The organism is Cellulomonas sp. (assembly GCF_017744555.1).
Classification (GTDB): domain Bacteria; phylum Actinomycetota; class Actinomycetes; order Actinomycetales; family Cellulomonadaceae; genus Cellulomonas.
On record NZ_JAGIBD010000001.1, the window covers coordinates 47,283 to 64,500 of the forward strand.

Consider the following 17,218-nt stretch of genomic DNA (forward strand, 5'->3'; position numbering starts at 1 on the left):
CTTACTGTGGGCCCGTGGACGTGTTCTACGACGGCATCGGCCTGCTCGTCGCGGGTGTGCTCGGCGTGCTCGTGGGGGCCGGCGCGATCTGGGCGTTCCGGTGGAGCGAGCGCGTCCAGCGCCGCGTGCCCGACGCGCCCGCCCCCGTGGTCGACGACGGCGTGGTGCGGACGCTCGCGGTGCTGCGCTCGGCGGCCGTGGTGCTCGACGAGGACGACCTCGTGGTGCGCGCCAGCGCGCCGGCTCACGCGCTCGGCCTCGTGCGCGACGGCCGCATCGCCCCGGCCGCGATCCGTGACCTCGTCGCGCAGGTCCGCCGCGACGGCGTGATCGTCGACGAGGAGCTCGAGGTGCCGCGCGGTCCCGTCGGCCCCGGCGTGCTGCTCGTGCAGGTCCGGGTGGCCCAGGTCAGCGACAAGCACCTGCTCGTGCTCGCGGAGGACCAGACGCAGGCGCGCCGGCTCGAGGCGATCCGCCGCGACTTCGTCGTCAACGTGTCGCACGAGCTCAAGACGCCCGTCGGCGCGATCTCGCTGCTCGCCGAGACCATCGAGGACGCGGCCGACGACCCGACGGCGGTCCGCCGGTTCGCGGGCCGCATGCAGTCGGAGGCCACGCGCCTGTCGGCGCTGGTGCACGAGATCATCGAGCTGTCCCGCCTGCAGGTCGCCGGTGCGCTCGGCCAGCCGGCGATCGTGCAGGTCGACGAGGTCGTCGCCGAGGCCGTCGACCGGGCCCGCACCACCGCCGAGGCGAAGCACGTGCGGCTCGACATCGGCGGTCAGCAGGGCACCCAGGTGTTCGGCAACCGCGACCTGCTCGTCACCGCCGTGCGCAACCTGCTCGACAACGCGGTCGCCTACTCGGGCGAGGCCGCGCACGTCGGCGTCGGCGTGCGCGAGCAGGACGGCCTGGTGGAGATCGCGGTGGTCGACGAGGGCATCGGCATCTCGTCGGCGGAGCAGGAGCGCGTGTTCGAGCGGTTCTACCGCGTCGACCCGGCCCGCGCCCGTGCGACGGGAGGCACCGGCCTCGGCCTGTCGATCGTCAAGCACGTCGCCGCGGACCACGGCGGTGACGTGACCGTCTGGTCCCAGCCCGGCCGCGGCTCGACGTTCACGCTGCGCCTGCCCCGGGCCGAGGTCGGCGAGACCGGCCAGCCCGTCGCTCCCGCCGCCCCGACGACCGTCGCGGTGCCGGACCCGCCGTCCGCCGTCCTGAGCCTGCCGACACCTGCCGACCCGGCCGACGACCCGGCCAGGCCCCACGAGCCCCACGACCAAGGAGCCCCCACCGTGCGCCGGAGCGCCTCATGACCCGCATCCTCGTCGTCGAGGACGAGGACTCGTACCGCGACCCGCTCACGTACCAGCTGGAGCGTGAGGGCTTCGAGGTGCTCACCGCGGCGTCCGGGCCTGAGGCGCTCGAGCAGTTCGACGAGCACGGCGCGGACCTCGTGCTGCTCGACCTCATGCTCCCGGGTCTGCCGGGCACGGAGGTCTGCCGCCGGCTGCGCCTGACGAGCGACGTCCCGGTCATCATGCTCACGGCCAAGGACGACGAGATCGACAAGGTCGTCGGCCTGGAGCTCGGCGCCGACGACTACGTGACCAAGCCGTACTCGTCGCGCGAGCTGCTCGCCCGCGTGCGGGCCGTGCTGCGTCGTCGCGAGGCGCCCGTCGCCGTCGGCGCCCCGGCGGGGTCGTCGGCCGAGCCCGACGACGACGAGCTGCTCGTGTCCGGCCCCGTGCGGATGGACGTCGAGCGGCACACCGTGCACGTGCGCGGCGAGCTCGTCGCGTTCCCGCTCAAGGAGTTCGAGCTGCTCGAGATGCTGCTCCGCAACGCGGGCCGCGTGCTGACCCGCGGCCAGCTCATCGACCGGATCTGGGGCTCCGACTACGTCGGCGACACCAAGACGCTCGACGTCCACGTGAAGCGGGTCCGCGCCAAGATCGAGCTCGACCCCGCGAACCCGGTCCTGCTGGTGACCGTGAGGGGACTCGGCTACAAGCTGACGGAAGAAGACTGAGACGTCCGGTTCGTCTCGAAGGCCCGTGTGATCTGCGCACGGGCCTTCGTCGTTCCCGGACACGTGTCCGGACTCGTCGGCCAGCGTTCACCCGCGGTTCACCTGCGACAGCCCGGCCGGTCACGTGCGGTTCCTACCTTCGGCCATGCCGCGCACACCCCGGTGCGCACATGATCGACAGGACGGACCACAGTGAAGCTCCCCCTCCTCGGCCGCATCGGCTCGGTTGCCCTCGTCGGCACCCTCGCCCTCGCGCTGTCGGCGTGCGGTTCGGACAACCCGACGGACGCCCCTGCCGCGACCGGTTCGGACGCCCCGGTCTCGACCCTGAGCGGCACGCTGAACGGCGGTGGCTCCAGCGCGCAGGAGAAGGCGCAGCAGGCGTGGGTCGCCGGCTTCCAGACGGCCAACCCGAACGTCACCGTCAACTACACGACCACCGACTCGGGTGCGGGCCGCAAGGGCTTCCTCGACTCGTCGCTCGACCTCGCCGGCTCGGACAGCGCCCTGAACGACGAGGAGCTCGCCTCCTCGACGGACCGCTGCTTCGGCGGCTCGGGCACAGACCTGCCGGTGTACATCAGCCCGATCGCCGTCGCGTTCAACATCGACGGCGTCAAGGAGCTCAACCTGAGCGCGGACGTGGTCGCGAAGATCTTCAACGGCACCATCACGACGTGGGACGACGCGGCCATCACGGCCCTCAACCCGGACGCGACGCTGACCGGCGCGATCACGGTGGTGCACCGCTCGGACGACTCGGGCACGTCGAAGAACTTCCAGGACTACCTGTCCAAGACGGCGCCGAGCGTGTGGACGTACGAGGTCTCCAACACGTGGCCGGTGCAGGTCGGCCAGGGCGCGAACGGCACGTCGGGGGTCGTCCAGACGATCCAGGCCGCGACCGGCACCATCGGCTACGCGGACGCGTCGGCCGTCGGTGACCTCGGCAAGGTCTCGCTCGGTGTCGGTTCGGAGTTCGTCGCCCCGACGGCGGACGCCGCCGCCAAGACGGTCGACGTCTCCCCGCGCGACGACGCCCGCGGCGAGGGCGACATCGTCATCAAGGTCGACCGCACGACGACCGAGTCGGGCGCGTACCCGGCGATCCTCGTGTCCTACCTGGTGGTCTGCAACACCTACGACAGCCAGGACAAGGTCGACCTGATCAAGGGCTACGCGACCTACGTGGCGAGCGCCGAGGGCCAGGAGAAGGCTGCGACGGCCGCCGGCTCCGCCGCGATCTCGGACACGCTGCGCGCGGACGTCCAGGCCTCGATCGACGCGATCTCCGTCAAGAAGTAGTCGATCGCACCGCCGTCGTCCGGCGGCCGGCCAGGGCACGACCTGGCGGCCGCCGGACGACGCCGCACCCTCACCCCCGACAGGAGCAGTCTGTTGGCTTCGCCCACGACAGCGATGACCCCGCCGGTCACGCCCGTCCGCACGCCCCGGCGCCGTTCGCGCCCGGCCGACCGCGGCCTCGACCGCAGCTTCCGGTACGTCGCCGTCGGGTCGGGGATGCTCATCCTGGCCACGCTCGCCTCGGTCGCGATCTTCCTGATCATCGAGGCCATGCCCGCGCTGACCCACCCGGACCTGGCCTCGGAGATCCCGTGGATCCCGAAGGACGGCACCCTGTGGTCGGTCGTCGGCCCGCTGATCTTCGGCACGATCCTCGCCGCGATCGTGTCGCTGGTGGTCGCCGTGCCGATCGCGGTCGGCATCGCGCTGTTCATCTCGCACTACGCGCCGCGCCGCATGGCGAACGCGCTCGGGTACGTCGTGGACCTGCTCGCCGCGATCCCGTCGGTCGTGTTCGGCCTGTGGGGCGTCATGGTGCTCGCGCCGAAGGTGCAGCCCGTCTGGCAGTTCCTGGTCGACTACCTCGGCTGGATCCCGCTGTTCGCCGGTGACGCGCACGGCAACGCCTCGAACCCGCCGCGCGTGCTCATGACGACGTCGATCGTGCTGGCGGTGATGATCCTGCCGATCATCACGGCGGTGAGCCGTGAGGTGTTCCTGCAGACGCCGCGGCTGCACGAGGAGGCGGCGCTGGCCCTCGGGGCGACGCGCTGGGAGCTCATCCGCATGGCGGTCCTGCCCTTCGGCCGCTCGGGCGTCACGTCGGCGGCGATGCTCGGCCTGGGCCGCGCGCTCGGCGAGACGATGGCGGTGCTCATGATCCTGTCGCCCGGCCTGCTCTACTCGTTCAAGCTGCTCGTCGCGTCCCAGCAGCAGACGATCGCGGCGAACATCGCCGCCCGCTTCAACGACGCGAACGACATCGGCCGCTCGACGTTGATCGCGACCGGCCTCGCGCTCTTCGTCATCACGCTGCTCGTCAATCTGGCTGCGCGCGCGATCATCGCGCGGCGCAAGGACTTCTCGGGAGCGAACTGACGTGGCCGCCACCGACACCCTCACGCCCGACGCGTCGGCGCTCCGTCTCGCCCTGACGCAGGTCGACCCGGCGCGCCGGCGCAAGGACCGCGTCATGCGGGGGCTCATCTACGCGGCGTTCGTGCTCGCGATGATCCCGCTGGTCTCGCTCGTCTGGAGCGTGCTCGCGAACGGCCTCGGCCGGTTCGACCTGTACTTCCTCACGCACTCGATGCGCAACGTGTACGGCGGCATGGATGCCGGCGGCGTCTACCACGCGCTGCTCGGCACGATCCTCATCACGGGCCTCGCCGCGCTCATCTCGGTGCCGATCGGCATCCTCACGGCCGTGTACCTCGTCGAGTACGGGTCCGGCGCGCTGGCCCGGTCGGTGACGTTCTTCGTCGACGTCATGACCGGCATCCCGTCGATCGTCGCCGGCCTGTTCGCGTTCTCGCTGTTCTACCTGGTGGCCGGCCCGGACTCGCGCAGCGGGTTCGTCGGCGCCGTCGCCCTGTCGGTGCTGATGATCCCGATCGTCATCCGCTCGACGGAGGAGATGCTGCGGCTCGTCCCGAACGAGCTGCGCGAGGCGTCGCTGGCCCTCGGCGTGCCGAAGTGGCTGACGATCATCCGGGTCGTGCTCCGCACCGCCGTCGCGGGCATCACGACCGGCGTGATGATCGCGATCGCGCGCGTCATCGGCGAGACCGCCCCGCTGCTCATCACGGTCGGCGCGACGGACTCGATCAACCGGGACCCGTTCGAGGGCAACATGATGACGCTGCCGGTCTACGTCTACCGGCAGTACGCCGCGGGCCTGGTGCCCTGCACCCCCGGCGACGCCGCCTGCATCCCGACGATCAACTACGACCGCGCGTGGAGCGCCGCGCTCGTCCTGATCATCCTCGTGATGCTGCTCAACCTCGTGGCGCGCGGCGTGAGCCGCTGGTTCGCCCCCAAGACCCGGGCCTGACGCCCACCAGCCCGGCCCTTCAAGGAGAACGACCATGGCACAGCGCATCGACGTCAAGGACCTCAACATCTACTACAGCGACTTCCTCGCGGTCGCGAACGTGGAGATGTCCGTGGACCCGCGGTCGGTCACCGCGTTCATCGGCCCGTCCGGGTGCGGCAAGTCGACGTTCCTGCGGACGCTCAACCGCATGCACGAGGTGATCCCCGGCGCGCACGTGCAGGGCACGGTCGCGATGGACGGCATCGACCTGTACGGCGCGGACGTCGACCCGGTCGCGGTCCGCCGCCAGGTGGGCATGGTGTTCCAGCGCCCGAACCCGTTCCCGACGATGTCCATCGCGGACAACGTGCTCGCGGGCGTCCGGCTCAACAACAAGCGCATCTCGAAGTCGGACGCCGAGGAGGTCGTGGAGACGTCGCTGCGTTCCGCGAACCTCTGGAACGAGGTCAAGGACCGGCTCAACCGTCCTGGCTCGGGCCTGTCCGGCGGCCAGCAGCAGCGTCTGTGCATCGCGCGCGCCATCGCCGTGAAGCCGCAGGTGCTGCTCATGGACGAGCCGTGCTCCGCGCTCGACCCCATCTCGACCCTCGCCATCGAGGACCTCATCGCCGAGCTCAAGTCGGACTACACGATCGTGATCGTCACGCACAACATGCAGCAGGCGGCGCGCGTGTCCGACCGGACGGCGTTCTTCAACCTCGCCGCGACGGGCCAGCCCGGCCGTCTCGTGGAGATCGACGACACGTCGACGATCTTCTCGTCGCCGCGCGAGCAGGCCACGGAGGACTACATCTCCGGCCGCTTCGGCTGACCGTGCGCGGCTGACGGACGCGCCCGACCGCGTGCACGTGGCCGTCCCGCCCCGGGGGAGGCGGGCTGTGAAGGACGAAGCGGCGGGATCCGCCCCGAGGGCAGGTCCCGCCGCTTCGTCGTGTCCGGGTCGCCGGTTACCGCCTGGAGCTCAGGAGCTGGCCGACGGCGAGGGCGTCGCCTCGTCCGACGAGGTGGGCTCGTCGGACGGCGTCGGCTCCTGCGTCGGCACCGCGCTCGCGTACTCGGGCAGCGTGCCGTCGAGCACCGGGACGTCGAACGTGATCGAGCCGCCGCTGCCGGTCTTGACTGTGAGCGGGGCGACCTCGCCCGGCGAGACCTCGACGGCGGTGATGACGACGTTCGCGTGACCGTCCTCGTCGGAGCCGTCGAGCAGCAGCGTCTCCTTGGGGCCGAGCTCGAGGGTCGTCGGGTCCGCGTCGCCGAACGTCAGCGTCACGGTCTGGTCGTCGTCGCCGTCGTTGACGAGCGCACCTTCGAGCCGACCGACGTCCCCCTTGCCCTCGCTGAGGACCAGCAGGTTCGTGCCGCGGACGTCACCGAGCGTGAAGCGCACGCCGTCCGAGGCGCTGTACTCGTTCTCGGTGGTCATCGGGTTGGTGGCCGAGCAGCCGGCGAGGACCAGCCCGACGACGACGGCGCCGCCGGTGAGGGCCAGCAGGCGGCGGGTGCGGGGGCGGAGCGAGGTCACGGTGACTCCTCGGGGCGTCGGGCGCGCCGCTGGGCGCGGGGCCGGTCGCGGACGATGCGGTCGGACCGGTGGCGCGCTGCAGGTGCGGTGCGGGTGCGGTCCGCCGCAAGCCTAGCCGCCCCCGCGGGTCGGGGCAGACGCGCGTCCACGGTACCCGTCAGGGTGCCCGAGCCGGCCGGTCCAAGGTCCCGCCCGGCCGCCCGACGACCTGGCACGATCTCCGTGTCACGTCTCTGACCTGCAACGATGCAGTCGACGCGCCGTCCAGGGCCAAAATTCCGCGTGATAAGATAGTCCTCTGCGAAAGGGGACACCTGCAGATGACTTTCACTGTTGGGGAGACCGTTGTCTACCCGCACCACGGTGCGGCATTGATCGAAGAGATCAAGACCAGGACCATCCGCGGAGAGGACAAGATCTACCTCAAGCTCAAGGTCGCTCAGGGGGACCTGACAATCGAGGTGCCGGCGGAGAACGTCGACCTCGTGGGTGTGCGGGACGTCGTCGGGCAGGAGGGCCTCGAGAAGGTCTTCGACGTGCTGCGCGCGCCGTACACCGAGGAGCCGACCAACTGGTCGCGCCGCTACAAGGCGAACCTCGAGAAGCTCGCGTCCGGTGACGTCATCAAGGTCGCGGAGGTCGTCCGCGACCTCTCGCGTCGTGACGCCGACCGCGGTCTGTCCGCGGGTGAGAAGCGCATGCTCGCCAAGGCCCGTCAGATCCTCGTCTCGGAGCTCGCTCTCGCGGAGCACACCGAGGAGGACAAGGCTGAGGCGATCCTCGACGAGGTCCTCGCGTCCTGACGCGCACGCACCTCAGGTGAGCGTCGCTGCCGTCCTGACCGCTGCCGGGAGCGGGTCCCGGCTCGGGCATGCCCTGCCGAAGGCCCTCGTCCCGTTGGCGGGGGAGCCGCTCGTGCGTCATGCCGCCCGTCGCCTCCTGGCGGCGCGCGCCGGCGACGGGGAGCGCATCGAGACGCTCGTCGTCACCGCACCCGCGGACCACGTCGCGCACGTCGAACGCAGCCTCACGGGGCTCGCGGGCGACGTGCGCGTGGTCGTCGTGGCGGGTGGCGTGACCCGGCAGGCGTCCGTCGCCGCGGCGCTGGCCGTGCTCGGGGCTCCCGCCTCGTCGGACGGTGGGACTGCCGGGGCGGTCCCGTCGGTGGTGCTGGTGCACGACGCGGCGCGCCCGCTCGTCCCCGAGGAGCTCGTCGGCCGGGTCATCGACGCCGTCCGGGCGGGTCGCACCGCCGTCATCCCCGGGCTGCCCGTCACCGACACGATCAAGCAGGTCGACGCCCCGGAGGACGGCGGCGTGCCGGCGCGACGCGTCGTCGCGACCGTGGACCGGGACCGGCTGCGTGCCGTGCAGACGCCGCAGGGATTCGCCTTCGACCTGCTCCGGGCCGCCCACGACGAGGCCGCCGCGCACGCGTACGACGAGGCGCTCGCCGCGTCCGACGACGCAGGGCTCGTGGAGCGGCTGGGCGGCGCGGTGTGGGTCGTCGACGGCGACGAGCGGGCCGCGAAGATCACCACGCCGCGGGACCTCGCGATCGCCGAGCTCCTGCTGCGTGACGACCCCGGCACGGGCCCGGCGGCGCACCGCGTCCCCGAGACGGCCCCGGAGGCCCGATGACCGTCCTGCCCCGCACCGGCATCGGCGTGGACGTGCACGCCTACGACCCGGACCCCGCGCCGGACGCCGTCCTGCACCTCGCCGGGCTCGCCTGGCCGGGGGAGCGACCGTTGGCCGGGCACTCGGACGCCGACGTCGCGGCCCACGCGGCGGCGGACGCGCTGCTGTCCGCCGCCGGCCTCGGCGACCTGGGATCGAACTTCGGGACGTCCGAGCCGGAGTGGGCCGGGGCCGCGGGTGCGGTGCTGCTCGCGGAGGCCGCGCGACGGGTGCGGGCGGCCGGGTTCGAGGTCGGGAACGTCGTCGTGCAGGTGATCGGGAACCGGCCGCGGATCGGTCAGCGGCGCGCGGAGGCCGAGGCGGCGCTGTCGTCGGCCGCGGGCGGGCCCGTGAGCGTCTCGGCGACGACGACGGACGGGCTCGGGCTCACCGGGCGCGGCGAGGGCGTCGCGGCGATCGCCACGGCGCTCGTCGTGCCCTCGCCCGCGGCCTGACCCGACGGGCCGCCCGACCGGCGGCCGGCGGCGACGTCCGACGACCGACCCGACGCCGCCTCCGACGGCACGCCGGACGCGGCCGGCATCGCGGCCCTCCGCCGTCCACGCGTCGACCCCAGCAGCACGCCCGCGACGACGAGCGCTCCCCACACGAGCTCTGCGGGTTCGGTCCCCTCGCGCAGGAGCAGCCACGAGGCACCGATGCCCACGACGGGCACGAGCATCGAGAACGGAGCGACGGTGCTCGACGGGTGGCGTCCCATGAGCGTCGTCCAGACCCCCGAGCCGCCCACGGTCGCGACGAGCACCGTGAACGCGAGCCCGGCGAGGGCCAGCAGGCCGGTGCGGGTCGTGAGTCCGTGGAAGGAGGCGGCGATCCGGCTCGGCCCCTCGACGGCGAGCGAGAGCGCCGCCAGCGGGATCGGCGGCACGACCGACATCCACAGCATCAGCCGGAAGCCCTCGCCGGGTGCGTGCTGCATCGCGAGCCGGTTGCCGAGGTTGCCGGTCGCCCAGCCGAGGCCGCCGCACAGCGTGAGGACCACGGGGAGCAGCGTCGCGCCGCCGTCGAGCCCGGCCCGGTGCACGGCGATGCCGCCGAGACCCGCGACGGCCACGGCGACACCGAGCGCCTGCCGGCCGGTGACCCGCTCGCGCAGGAAGCCGGCGGCGAGCAGCACCGTGAACGGCGCGGACGACTGCAGCACGAGCGAGGCGAGCCCGGTGGGCATCCCGGAGTCCATCGCGAGGTAGAGGAACACGAACTGCAGCACCCCGAACCCGAGCCCGTAGAGCAGCACCCACCGCCACGGCGCCGACGGCCGGCGGACCCACAGCAGGGTCGGCACGGCGAGGAGCGTGAACCGCAGCGCGACGAGCAGGAACGGCGGGAACTGCTGCAGGGACAGGTGGATCGCCGGGAAGTTCAGGCCCCAGGCGACCGCGACGAGGACGGCGAGGAGTCGGTCGCGAGCAGGCATGACGGCACCATGCCGCGCGACTTGACTTCAGCACCATCGAAATGTTCTGTGCCGATCTTGTAGCGTCACTACATGGATGCGCGATCGCTCGAGGTGCTGCGGACCGTCGGCTCGCAGGGCGGCGTCACGGCCGCCGCGCGGACGCTGCACCTGACGCCCTCGGCGGTGTCTCAACAGGTCGCGGTGCTGCAGCGTGAGGTCGGCGTGGTGCTCACGGAGCGCATCGGGCGCGGGCTGCGCCTGACGCCAGCGGGCGAGGCCCTCGCGGAGGCGGCCGTCGACGTGTCCGTCGCTCTCGAGCGTGCCCGGGCGGCGTGCGACGCGTTCCTGGAGAAGCCGACGGGGACCGTGCGGGTGTCGTCGTTCCAGAGCGGTGCGCAGCTGCTGCTGCCGGGGCTGCTCACCCGCGTCGCGGCGCTCGACGGGATCACGCTCGAGGCCGTCGACGAGGACGTCGCGCAGGAGGACTTCCTGGCCCTGACCGACCGCATCGACATCGTCGTCGCGCACCGGCCCGACCCGAGCCCACCGTGGACGCCTCGGAGCGGCGCGGCGGCCGTTCGGGTGGTGCCGCTGCTGCGCGAGCCGCTCGACGTCGCCGTACCGGTCGGGCACCCGTTCGCGGACCGGGAGGCGGTGCGTCCCGCCGACCTGGTGGACGTGCCGTGGATCGCCGTGCGCGAGGGGTTCCCGGTCGCGACCGTGCTCGGGGAGGTCGCCGGCAGGTCCGGCACCGCACCGCGGATCGTCCACCGGATCAACGACTTCCACGTCATCGAGGCCCTCGTCGCCGCCGGCCACGGGGTGTCGCTGCTGCCGCGGCACACCTTCGGCGGAAGCACCCGGGTGCGACTCGTGCCGCTCGCGGAGGTGCGTGCCGGGCGCCGGGTCGACGCGCTGCTGCGGGCCGACCGAGCGGAGCGGCTCGTGGTGCGGCGCGTGCTCGACGAGCTGCGTGCCGAGGCGGCGGGCATCGGCGGCCCGATGCCCGACGACTGACCTCACCCGGACGGGGGACGGGCCGAGCCGGACGCGGTTCGACGGACGAGATGCCCCGGTCGACGACTTCCGTCCGGATCGGGGTCACGGTACCGTCCTCGACGTGACAGAGCCGTCCGGAGCCGCCGAGCCGATCGTGCCACCGCCGCTGGGAGCGCTCCCGCGGGGTGGGACGGCGCCGCTCGCCGCGCGGGTACCGGCCGGGCCTCGGGTGCGGCTGCGGGTCCGCATCCCGCTCGACGTGCTGGAGGCGACGCACGCGGGCCTGCAGGACGTCGACGACGACCACCGGCCGCCTCCGTCGGACGAGACCCCGCCGCCGCTGCCGCTCTGAGCCCGCACCACCAGGTCGCGCCCCATGCGGCGCGCGCCTGACCGACCACGACCAACCCGCGGGGCCCGCCCCGAGCCGGCCGCAGGGTGCGCACGTCAGGGGACGAGCACCAGCTTGCCCCGTGCGTGGCCCGCGCGGCTGTCCCGGTGCGCGTCGGCGGCGTCCTCCAACGGGTAGGTGCGTGCGACGCGCACGTCGAGCGTCCCGTCCGCGGCGAGCTCGGCGAGCTGCGCGCGGGCCGCCTCACGCACCGCGGTCCCCGGGTCGGCCCCGGGACCGCCGCCGAGCGCGCGGATGCCGAGCTCGCCGGCCCGGCGGAACCCGGCGATCGTGGCGACGCGCGACCGGTCGGCCACCACCCCCACGGACACGTCGAGCGCCTCGTCCGAGCCGACGGTGTCGACCGCGACCGTCACCGGGCCGGTGTCCCGGGCGATCTCCCGGACGCGGTCGAGCAGCCCGTCGCCGTACGCGACGGGGATCGCGCCGAGGTCGCGCAGGTCGTCGTGCGTCTCCGGCGAACCCGTCGCGATGACGCGGGCGCCGCGCAGCACCGCGAGCTGCACGACCATGCGCCCGACGCCGCCGGACCCGCCGTGGACCAGCACGACGTCGCCGTCGTGTGTGCCGGTCGCCGACAGCGTGTGCACCGCGGTCGAGCCGGTGAGCAGCAGGCCGGAGGCGGCGGCCCAGCTCAGGCTCGGGGGCCGGCGGCACGTCACCTGCTCGGACACCTCGAGCCGGTCGGCGTAGCCGCCCGAGACGCGCCACGCGATGATCTCGTCGCCGGGGGAGAGCCAGCGGACCGACGGCCCCACCGCGGTCACGACACCGGCGATCTCGTAGCCGAGCCGCAGGGGGAGCCGCGCGGGGTCGTTGCCCGGTCCCTCGGCGTACACCTTCCAGTCGATCGGGTTCACGGCCGCGGCCCGCACGTCGACGACGACGTTGCCCGGACCGGGCTCTCCCGCGTCGACCTCGATGGTCCTCAGGACCTCCGGGCCGCCGAACGCGGTCGCGACGACCGCCCTGCTGCGTAGTGCCACCGGCACAGACTGCACCGGTCACCCGTTCGCCGCCAGGGTCCGCCGTTCTTGCCCGCCGACCTCACCCGGACGAGTGACCTCAGGCGACGGCTTCCGGCACGCGCTCGAGGCCCTCGACCGGTCCGAGCACCCGGTCGAGGTACGGGTTGGAGAACATCCCCTCGGGGTCCGCCTGGTTGCGCACCCGCTGCGCGTCGGCGAACCGCGGGTAGACGAGCCCGAGACGCTCGGCGTCGAGCCAGTGCAGCTTGCCCCAGTGCGGCCGGCCCTCGACCTGCGCGACGATCCGCTCGACCGCGGAGAAGTACCGCGTGTACGGCAGCCGCACGTACTGGTGGACGGCGACGTAGGCGGTCTCGCGACCGTGCGCCGTGGAGAGCCAGAGGTCGTCCTGCGCGGCGAAGCGGACCTCGACGGGGAACGGCACGCGCTCGCCCGAGGCCTCGATCCAGCGGTCGATCTCGTGCAGCACGCCGATCAGCTCCGCGCGCGGCACCGCGTACTCCATCTCGCGGAACTTCACCCGTCGCGGCGACACGAACACCTCGGCCGACGGGGCCGTGTAGCGGCGGGCGCTCAGCGCGCGGGCGGCGAGGCCGTTGATCGTGGCGGTCGCGGGCGGCACGAGCGTCGCGACGCGGTTGGTCAGCGAGAACAGGCCGTTGGACAGCAGCTCGTCGTCGACGAACGAGCGCACGGGGTTGAGGCGGTGCTGCACGTCGTCCGCGACGCGGTTGTTGCGCTTGGTCAGCGCCCGGCGCGTGTGCGGGAACCAGTAGAACTCGAAGTGGTCGTTGCCGTCGACGAGCTCGTCGAGGCCGTCGAGCACGTCGTCCAGCGCCCACGGCTCCTCGCGGGCCTCGAGCCGGAACGCGGGCACGACCTCGAGCGTCACCGCGGCGAGCAGGCCGACGCTGCCGAGACCGAGCCGCGCGAGCTCGAACAGCTCGGGGCGCTCGGTGCGCGACGTCTCGACGACCTCGCCGGCCGCGGTGACGATGCGCGCGCCCACGACCTGCGTCGCGAGCCCGCCGAGCCGTGCGCCGGTGCCGTGCGTGCCGGTCGAGATCGCACCGGCGATCGACTGCTTGTCGATGTCGCCGAGGTTGCGCATCGCGAGGCCGTGCTGCGCGAGCAGGGCGTTGAGCGCGCGGAGCCGGATGCCGGCGCCGACCGTGACGTGGGTCGAGCCGTCCCGCTGGGGCACGACACGCTCGAGTGCGTTGACCGCGTCGAGGACCACCTGCACGCCGTCCGTGACGGCCGCGGGCGTGAACGAGTGGCCGCCGCCGACGGCGCGCACGCGCATGCCGTCGGTCCCGGCGCGCCGGACCGTCGAGACCAGATCGTCCAGATTGCACGGATATGACACGCTTCGCGGTGTCGCGTGCGCTGTGCGGGCCCAGTTGTGCCACGGGGCGGCTGTGGACGGTCGTCCCATAGCAACGAGGGTCGTCCTGGTCGGTTGTCCAAGTCAAGTGTGTGTACTCCTTGACTATCGTCATGAGTGCCATTGAGATGTGTCGTGGGGATGGGCGGTCCCGCGTGCCGGCCGGTGTCGGCGGGGTCGTGACCAGAGGGAGGGGACCGGCATGAATCGCTTGCCCGTGGCCGAGAGGCGCGAGCAGCTGATCGAGGCTGCGCTCGCAGTCGCGAGCCGTGACGGCATCGACGCCGCGACCGTCCGGGCCATCGCGGCCGAGGCCGGCGTGTCGCTCGGCGTCGTGCACTACTGCTTCCAGGACAAGGACGAGCTGTTGCGTGCCATGGCGCACGCCATCACGTCGCAGAACCTCGCGCGCAGCCTGGGCGACCTGCCGGAGCGTGCCGACCTCGACACGGTGGTCGACGGCGTCATCGACGCCCTGTGGACCGGCATCAGCGAGTCCCGCGGGCCGCAGCTCCTGTCGTACGAGCTCACCACGAGCTCGCTGCGGCACGCCGAGCTCAACCAGGTCGCGATCGAGCAGTACCGCGGCCAGTGGTCCGCGGTCGAGCAGGTGCTCGAGCTCATCGAACGCACGGCGCAGGTCGGCTGGACGATCCCGCGGTCGCTGGTCGCGCGCGCCGTCGTCGCCGTGATCGACGGCTACTCGCTCGCGTGGCTCGTGGACGGCGACGGCGAGCAGGCGCGCGCCGGCCTGCAGGGGTTCGGCCAGTTCCTCAAGACGTTGACCGTGCCGGTCGCGCTCGAGCCCGACGTGGACGAGCGCGCCGCCGTCGGTGCGCCCGACGGCGCCACCGCGTGAGCACCAGCCCGTCGACGCACGTCCGCGCGCACGTCACACCCGCGCGACGTCGCGCCCGGGTCGCCGCCTCGGCGGGCTTCGCCACGCAGGGCCTCGTGTTCGCGATGGTGCTCACGAGCCTGACCGCGTTCAAGGACCGGTACGGGATCGACGACCTCACGATCGCCGCCGTGATCCTCGGCGTGTGCGTCATGGCGGGCGTCGGCACGTTCGCGGCGGACCGGGTCGCCCGGACGTCGGGCGGGAGCCGTGCGGTGCTGACCGCCGGACTGTGCGTGGTCGCCGCAGCCGTCGTGGTCGTCTCGACCGCTCCGGTGTTCGCCGTGCTCGCCGTCGGTTTCGCGATCTACGGCGTCGGGCTCGGCATGGTCGACGCGGGCACGAACATGCAGGCCGTCGCGATCCAGCGGGACTACGGCCGGTCGCTGCTGACCGGGTTCTACGCCGCGTGGTCCGCCGGGGGCATCCTCGGCACGGTCGCCATCGCGGTGTCGACCGACCGGGTGCCCACCGACCCCGTCGCGATCGTGCTGCTGTGCGGCAGCGTCGTGGCCGTCGCGGTGGCCGTGCTGGTCGCCGCGCGCGGGCGTCGGGACGAGGTCGCGCCGCGCGTCGAGGGCGTGCAGGTGGTGCCGGCGGTCGACGCCGCGGCGGCGTCCGCTCCGCCGAACCCGTCGCCCCGGCCCGACATCCCGTGGGGACCCCTGCTCGTCCTCGGGCTCGCCGTCGTGGCGTACTACGTCAACGACCAGGCCATCTCCACGTGGAGCCCCATCTTCATGGACGAGGTGCTCAGCACGACGGGCACGCTCACCAAGCTCGGCTACGCCGCCTACCTCGCGATGACGCTCGTCTCCCGGTTGGCCGGGGACCCGTGCGTGCGCCGCTGGGGTCGTGCGCGCGTCGTGCGCGTCGCCGCGATCGTCGGGGCCGGGGGCCTCCTGCTCGTCCTCACCGCGCAGGCACCCGAGCAGGCCATCGTCGGGTTCGCCGTCGCCGGTGCGGGGCTCGGGCTCATCGCGCCGCTGTGCTTCTCGGCCGCCGAGTCGCTCGCGCCCGGGCACGCCGACGCGGTCGTCGCGCGGCTCAACGGGTTCAACTACGTCGGCGCGGTGCTCGGCGGGGTGTTCGTCGGGGCCGTCGGCAGCGCGTCGAACCTGCGCTGGGGCTTCGCGATCCCCGCGGTGCTCGTCCTCGCCGTCGCCGTCGTCGCGGGCCGCTTCGGCTCGCTCCACCCCACGGACCGGACCGCACCGGCCGCCACCCCTGTCCCCGGAGCCGGTGCATGAGCCGCACGATCGGCGCACGCCTCGACGAGGCCACGCGCCACCTGCCCGCGCCCCTCGCGGTCGTCGACCTCGAGGCGCTCGAGGCGAACGCCACCGACCTCGTCCGCCGCGCCGAGGGGACGCCCGTGCGCGTCGCCAGCAAGTCCGTGCGCGTGCGGCACGTCCTCGAGCAGGTGCTCGCCCGGCCCGGGTTCGCCGGTGTCATGGCGTACTCGCTGCGCGAGGCCCTGTGGCTGGCCCGCGAGGGCGTCGACGACGTGCTGGTGGGCTACCCGACCGTCGACACCGAGGCCCTCGACGAGCTCGCCGCCGACCCGCGCGCCGCGGCCGCCGTCACGCTCATGGTCGACGACGTCGCGCAGGTCGACCTCGCCGCGCAGGCGGCTGCCGCGCACGGCGCGCAGCTGCGGGCCTGCCTCGACATCGACGCGTCGCTCCGCCTCCGCCTCGGCCCGGTCGGCGCGCACCTGGGCGTGCGCCGCTCGCCGGTGCACACGCCGGCCGACGCCGCCGCCCTGGCGCGCGCGGCCGCACGCCGCGACGGGATCGAGGTGCGGGGCGTCATGTTCTACGAGGCCCAGGTGGCGGGCCTGCCCGACACCAGCGCGGCCGTGCGGGCGGTGAAGCGGCTGTCGATCCGCGACCTCGCCACCCGGCGACGTGCTGTCGTCGACGCGGTGCAGGACGCCGTCGGGCATGCGCTGAAGCTCGTGAACTCGGGCGGCTCGGGGTCGGTCGGGTCCAGCGTCTCCGACCCGACCGTCACCGAGGTCACCGCCGGGTCGGGGCTGTTCGTGCCGACCCTGTTCGACGGCTACCGCTCGTTCGAACCGCGTCCTGCGGCCTTCTTCGGCCTCGACGTGGTCCGGGTGCCCGCACCCGGCTACGCCACGGCCTTCGGCGGCGGGTACGTCGCGTCGGGCCCGGCCGCCGCGTCCCGGCTCCCGCGGCCCGTGTGGCCCGAGGGGCTCGCGCTGACCGGACGCGAGGGCGCCGGCGAGGTGCAGACGCCGCTGCGGCTCGGTGGCGGGGCCGACCTGCGGGTCGGCGACCGGGTCTGGTTCCGGCACGCCAAGGCCGGCGAGGTCATGGAGCGGTTCGAGACCGTGCACCTCGTGAGGGGCGGCACGGTCGAGGCGTCGGTGCCGACGTACCGCGGCGAGGGGCGCACGTTCGGCTGACGGCCGTGCGTCCGGCCACGCGCCGGGCGTCGGTCGGGCGACGTCCGGCGTGCATCCGCGTGTTCGTGCTGCTCGCCGGGCACCACG

At 73.4% G+C, this 17,218-nt stretch carries 17 protein-coding genes and 1 pseudogene; 14 read left to right on the plus strand and 4 right to left on the minus strand.

Features of this window, described 5'->3' with window-relative positions; genetic code table 11:
• Positions 1–14 precede the first annotated feature (14 nt).
• From J7523_RS00185 to pstB, 6 genes are all read left to right on the plus strand, one after another.
• On the plus strand, positions 15–1,316 hold the full coding sequence (locus J7523_RS00185; protein WP_291881023.1) for an ATP-binding protein: 1,302 nt from the start codon (positions 15–17) through the stop codon (positions 1,314–1,316).
• Positions 1,313–2,032, plus strand: coding sequence for a response regulator transcription factor (locus tag J7523_RS00190; protein WP_291881025.1), 720 nt, complete (start codon positions 1,313–1,315; stop codon positions 2,030–2,032). Before J7523_RS00185 ends, J7523_RS00190 begins: the two co-directional genes overlap by 4 nt.
• Positions 2,033–2,224: 192 nt before the next feature.
• A complete protein-coding gene (locus J7523_RS00195) occupies positions 2,225–3,337 on the plus strand; it encodes a phosphate ABC transporter substrate-binding protein PstS (RefSeq protein ID WP_291881027.1) in 1,113 nt (370 codons plus the stop codon).
• Positions 3,338–3,451: 114 nt separating this feature from the next.
• Positions 3,452–4,435, plus strand: coding sequence for a phosphate ABC transporter permease subunit PstC (gene pstC, locus J7523_RS00200; RefSeq protein ID WP_291881646.1), 984 nt, complete (start codon positions 3,452–3,454; stop codon positions 4,433–4,435).
• A gap of 1 nt (position 4,436) precedes the next feature.
• A complete protein-coding gene (gene pstA, locus J7523_RS00205; protein ID WP_291881029.1) occupies positions 4,437–5,390 on the plus strand; it encodes a phosphate ABC transporter permease PstA in 954 nt (317 codons plus the stop codon).
• Positions 5,391–5,424: 34 nt separating this feature from the next.
• A complete protein-coding gene (gene pstB / locus J7523_RS00210) occupies positions 5,425–6,204 on the plus strand; it encodes a phosphate ABC transporter ATP-binding protein PstB (RefSeq protein WP_291881031.1) in 780 nt (259 codons plus the stop codon).
• A 150-nt stretch (positions 6,205–6,354) separates the two neighbouring features.
• Here the strand turns inward: pstB and J7523_RS00215 are convergent, their stop codons facing one another.
• Entirely contained in the window at positions 6,355–6,915 is a 561-nt protein-coding gene (locus J7523_RS00215; RefSeq protein WP_291881032.1) for a hypothetical protein, read from the minus strand.
• Positions 6,916–7,235: 320 nt separating this feature from the next.
• Here J7523_RS00215 and J7523_RS00220 point away from each other — a divergent pair, with 320 nt between their 5' ends.
• From J7523_RS00220 to ispF, 3 genes are read left to right on the plus strand one after another with little or no spacing between them, the layout of a single operon-like run.
• A complete protein-coding gene (locus tag J7523_RS00220) occupies positions 7,236–7,718 on the plus strand; it encodes a CarD family transcriptional regulator (protein WP_203757377.1) in 483 nt (160 codons plus the stop codon).
• Positions 7,719–7,734: 16 nt separating this feature from the next.
• On the plus strand, positions 7,735–8,556 hold the full coding sequence (ispD, locus tag J7523_RS00225) for a 2-C-methyl-D-erythritol 4-phosphate cytidylyltransferase (protein WP_291881037.1): 822 nt from the start codon (positions 7,735–7,737) through the stop codon (positions 8,554–8,556).
• Positions 8,553–9,050, plus strand: coding sequence for a 2-C-methyl-D-erythritol 2,4-cyclodiphosphate synthase (gene ispF / locus J7523_RS00230; protein WP_291881039.1), 498 nt, complete (start codon positions 8,553–8,555; stop codon positions 9,048–9,050). Before ispD ends, ispF begins: the two co-directional genes overlap by 4 nt.
• 131 nt (positions 9,051–9,181) lie before the next feature.
• Here the strand turns inward: ispF and J7523_RS00235 are convergent.
• Positions 9,182–10,033: pseudogene (locus J7523_RS00235) on the minus strand (EamA family transporter); the annotation flags it as partial.
• Positions 10,034–10,105: 72 nt separating this feature from the next.
• On the opposite strand from J7523_RS00235, the gene J7523_RS00240 reads away from it, so the two are divergent.
• Positions 10,106–11,032: a LysR family transcriptional regulator gene (locus J7523_RS00240; protein ID WP_291881040.1), complete on the plus strand. Its 927-nt coding sequence runs from the start codon at positions 10,106–10,108 to the stop codon at positions 11,030–11,032.
• A gap of 103 nt (positions 11,033–11,135) precedes the next feature.
• Positions 11,136–11,366, plus strand: coding sequence for a hypothetical protein (locus tag J7523_RS00245; protein WP_291881042.1), 231 nt, complete (start codon positions 11,136–11,138; stop codon positions 11,364–11,366).
• Positions 11,367–11,461: 95 nt separating this feature from the next.
• Here the strand turns inward: J7523_RS00245 and J7523_RS00250 are convergent, their stop codons facing one another.
• Both J7523_RS00250 and J7523_RS00255 read right to left on the minus strand, forming a co-directional pair.
• Entirely contained in the window at positions 11,462–12,412 is a 951-nt protein-coding gene (locus J7523_RS00250) for an NADP-dependent oxidoreductase (RefSeq protein WP_291881044.1), read from the minus strand.
• A 79-nt stretch (positions 12,413–12,491) separates the two neighbouring features.
• The gene (locus tag J7523_RS00255; protein WP_291881046.1) at positions 12,492–13,853 is read right to left on the minus strand and encodes a D-arabinono-1,4-lactone oxidase; all 1,362 of its coding nucleotides are present in this window, start codon (positions 13,851–13,853) and stop codon (positions 12,492–12,494) included.
• A gap of 151 nt (positions 13,854–14,004) precedes the next feature.
• Between J7523_RS00255 and J7523_RS00260 the strand changes: the two genes are divergently transcribed.
• From J7523_RS00260 to J7523_RS00270, 3 genes are read left to right on the plus strand one after another with little or no spacing between them, the layout of a single operon-like run.
• Positions 14,005–14,661 carry a TetR family transcriptional regulator gene (locus J7523_RS00260; protein ID WP_291881047.1) on the plus strand — a complete coding sequence of 219 codons (657 nt, stop codon included), beginning with the start codon at positions 14,005–14,007 and terminating at the stop codon, positions 14,659–14,661.
• Complete coding sequence (locus J7523_RS00265; protein ID WP_291881049.1) at positions 14,658–15,950, plus strand: MFS transporter; 1,293 nt, start codon at positions 14,658–14,660, stop codon at positions 15,948–15,950. Before J7523_RS00260 ends, J7523_RS00265 begins: the two co-directional genes overlap by 4 nt.
• Positions 15,947–17,131 (plus strand): alanine racemase, encoded by a 1,185-nt coding sequence (locus J7523_RS00270; protein WP_291881051.1) that lies wholly within the window; start codon positions 15,947–15,949, stop codon positions 17,129–17,131. Before J7523_RS00265 ends, J7523_RS00270 begins: the two co-directional genes overlap by 4 nt.
• Positions 17,132–17,218 lie beyond the last annotated feature (87 nt).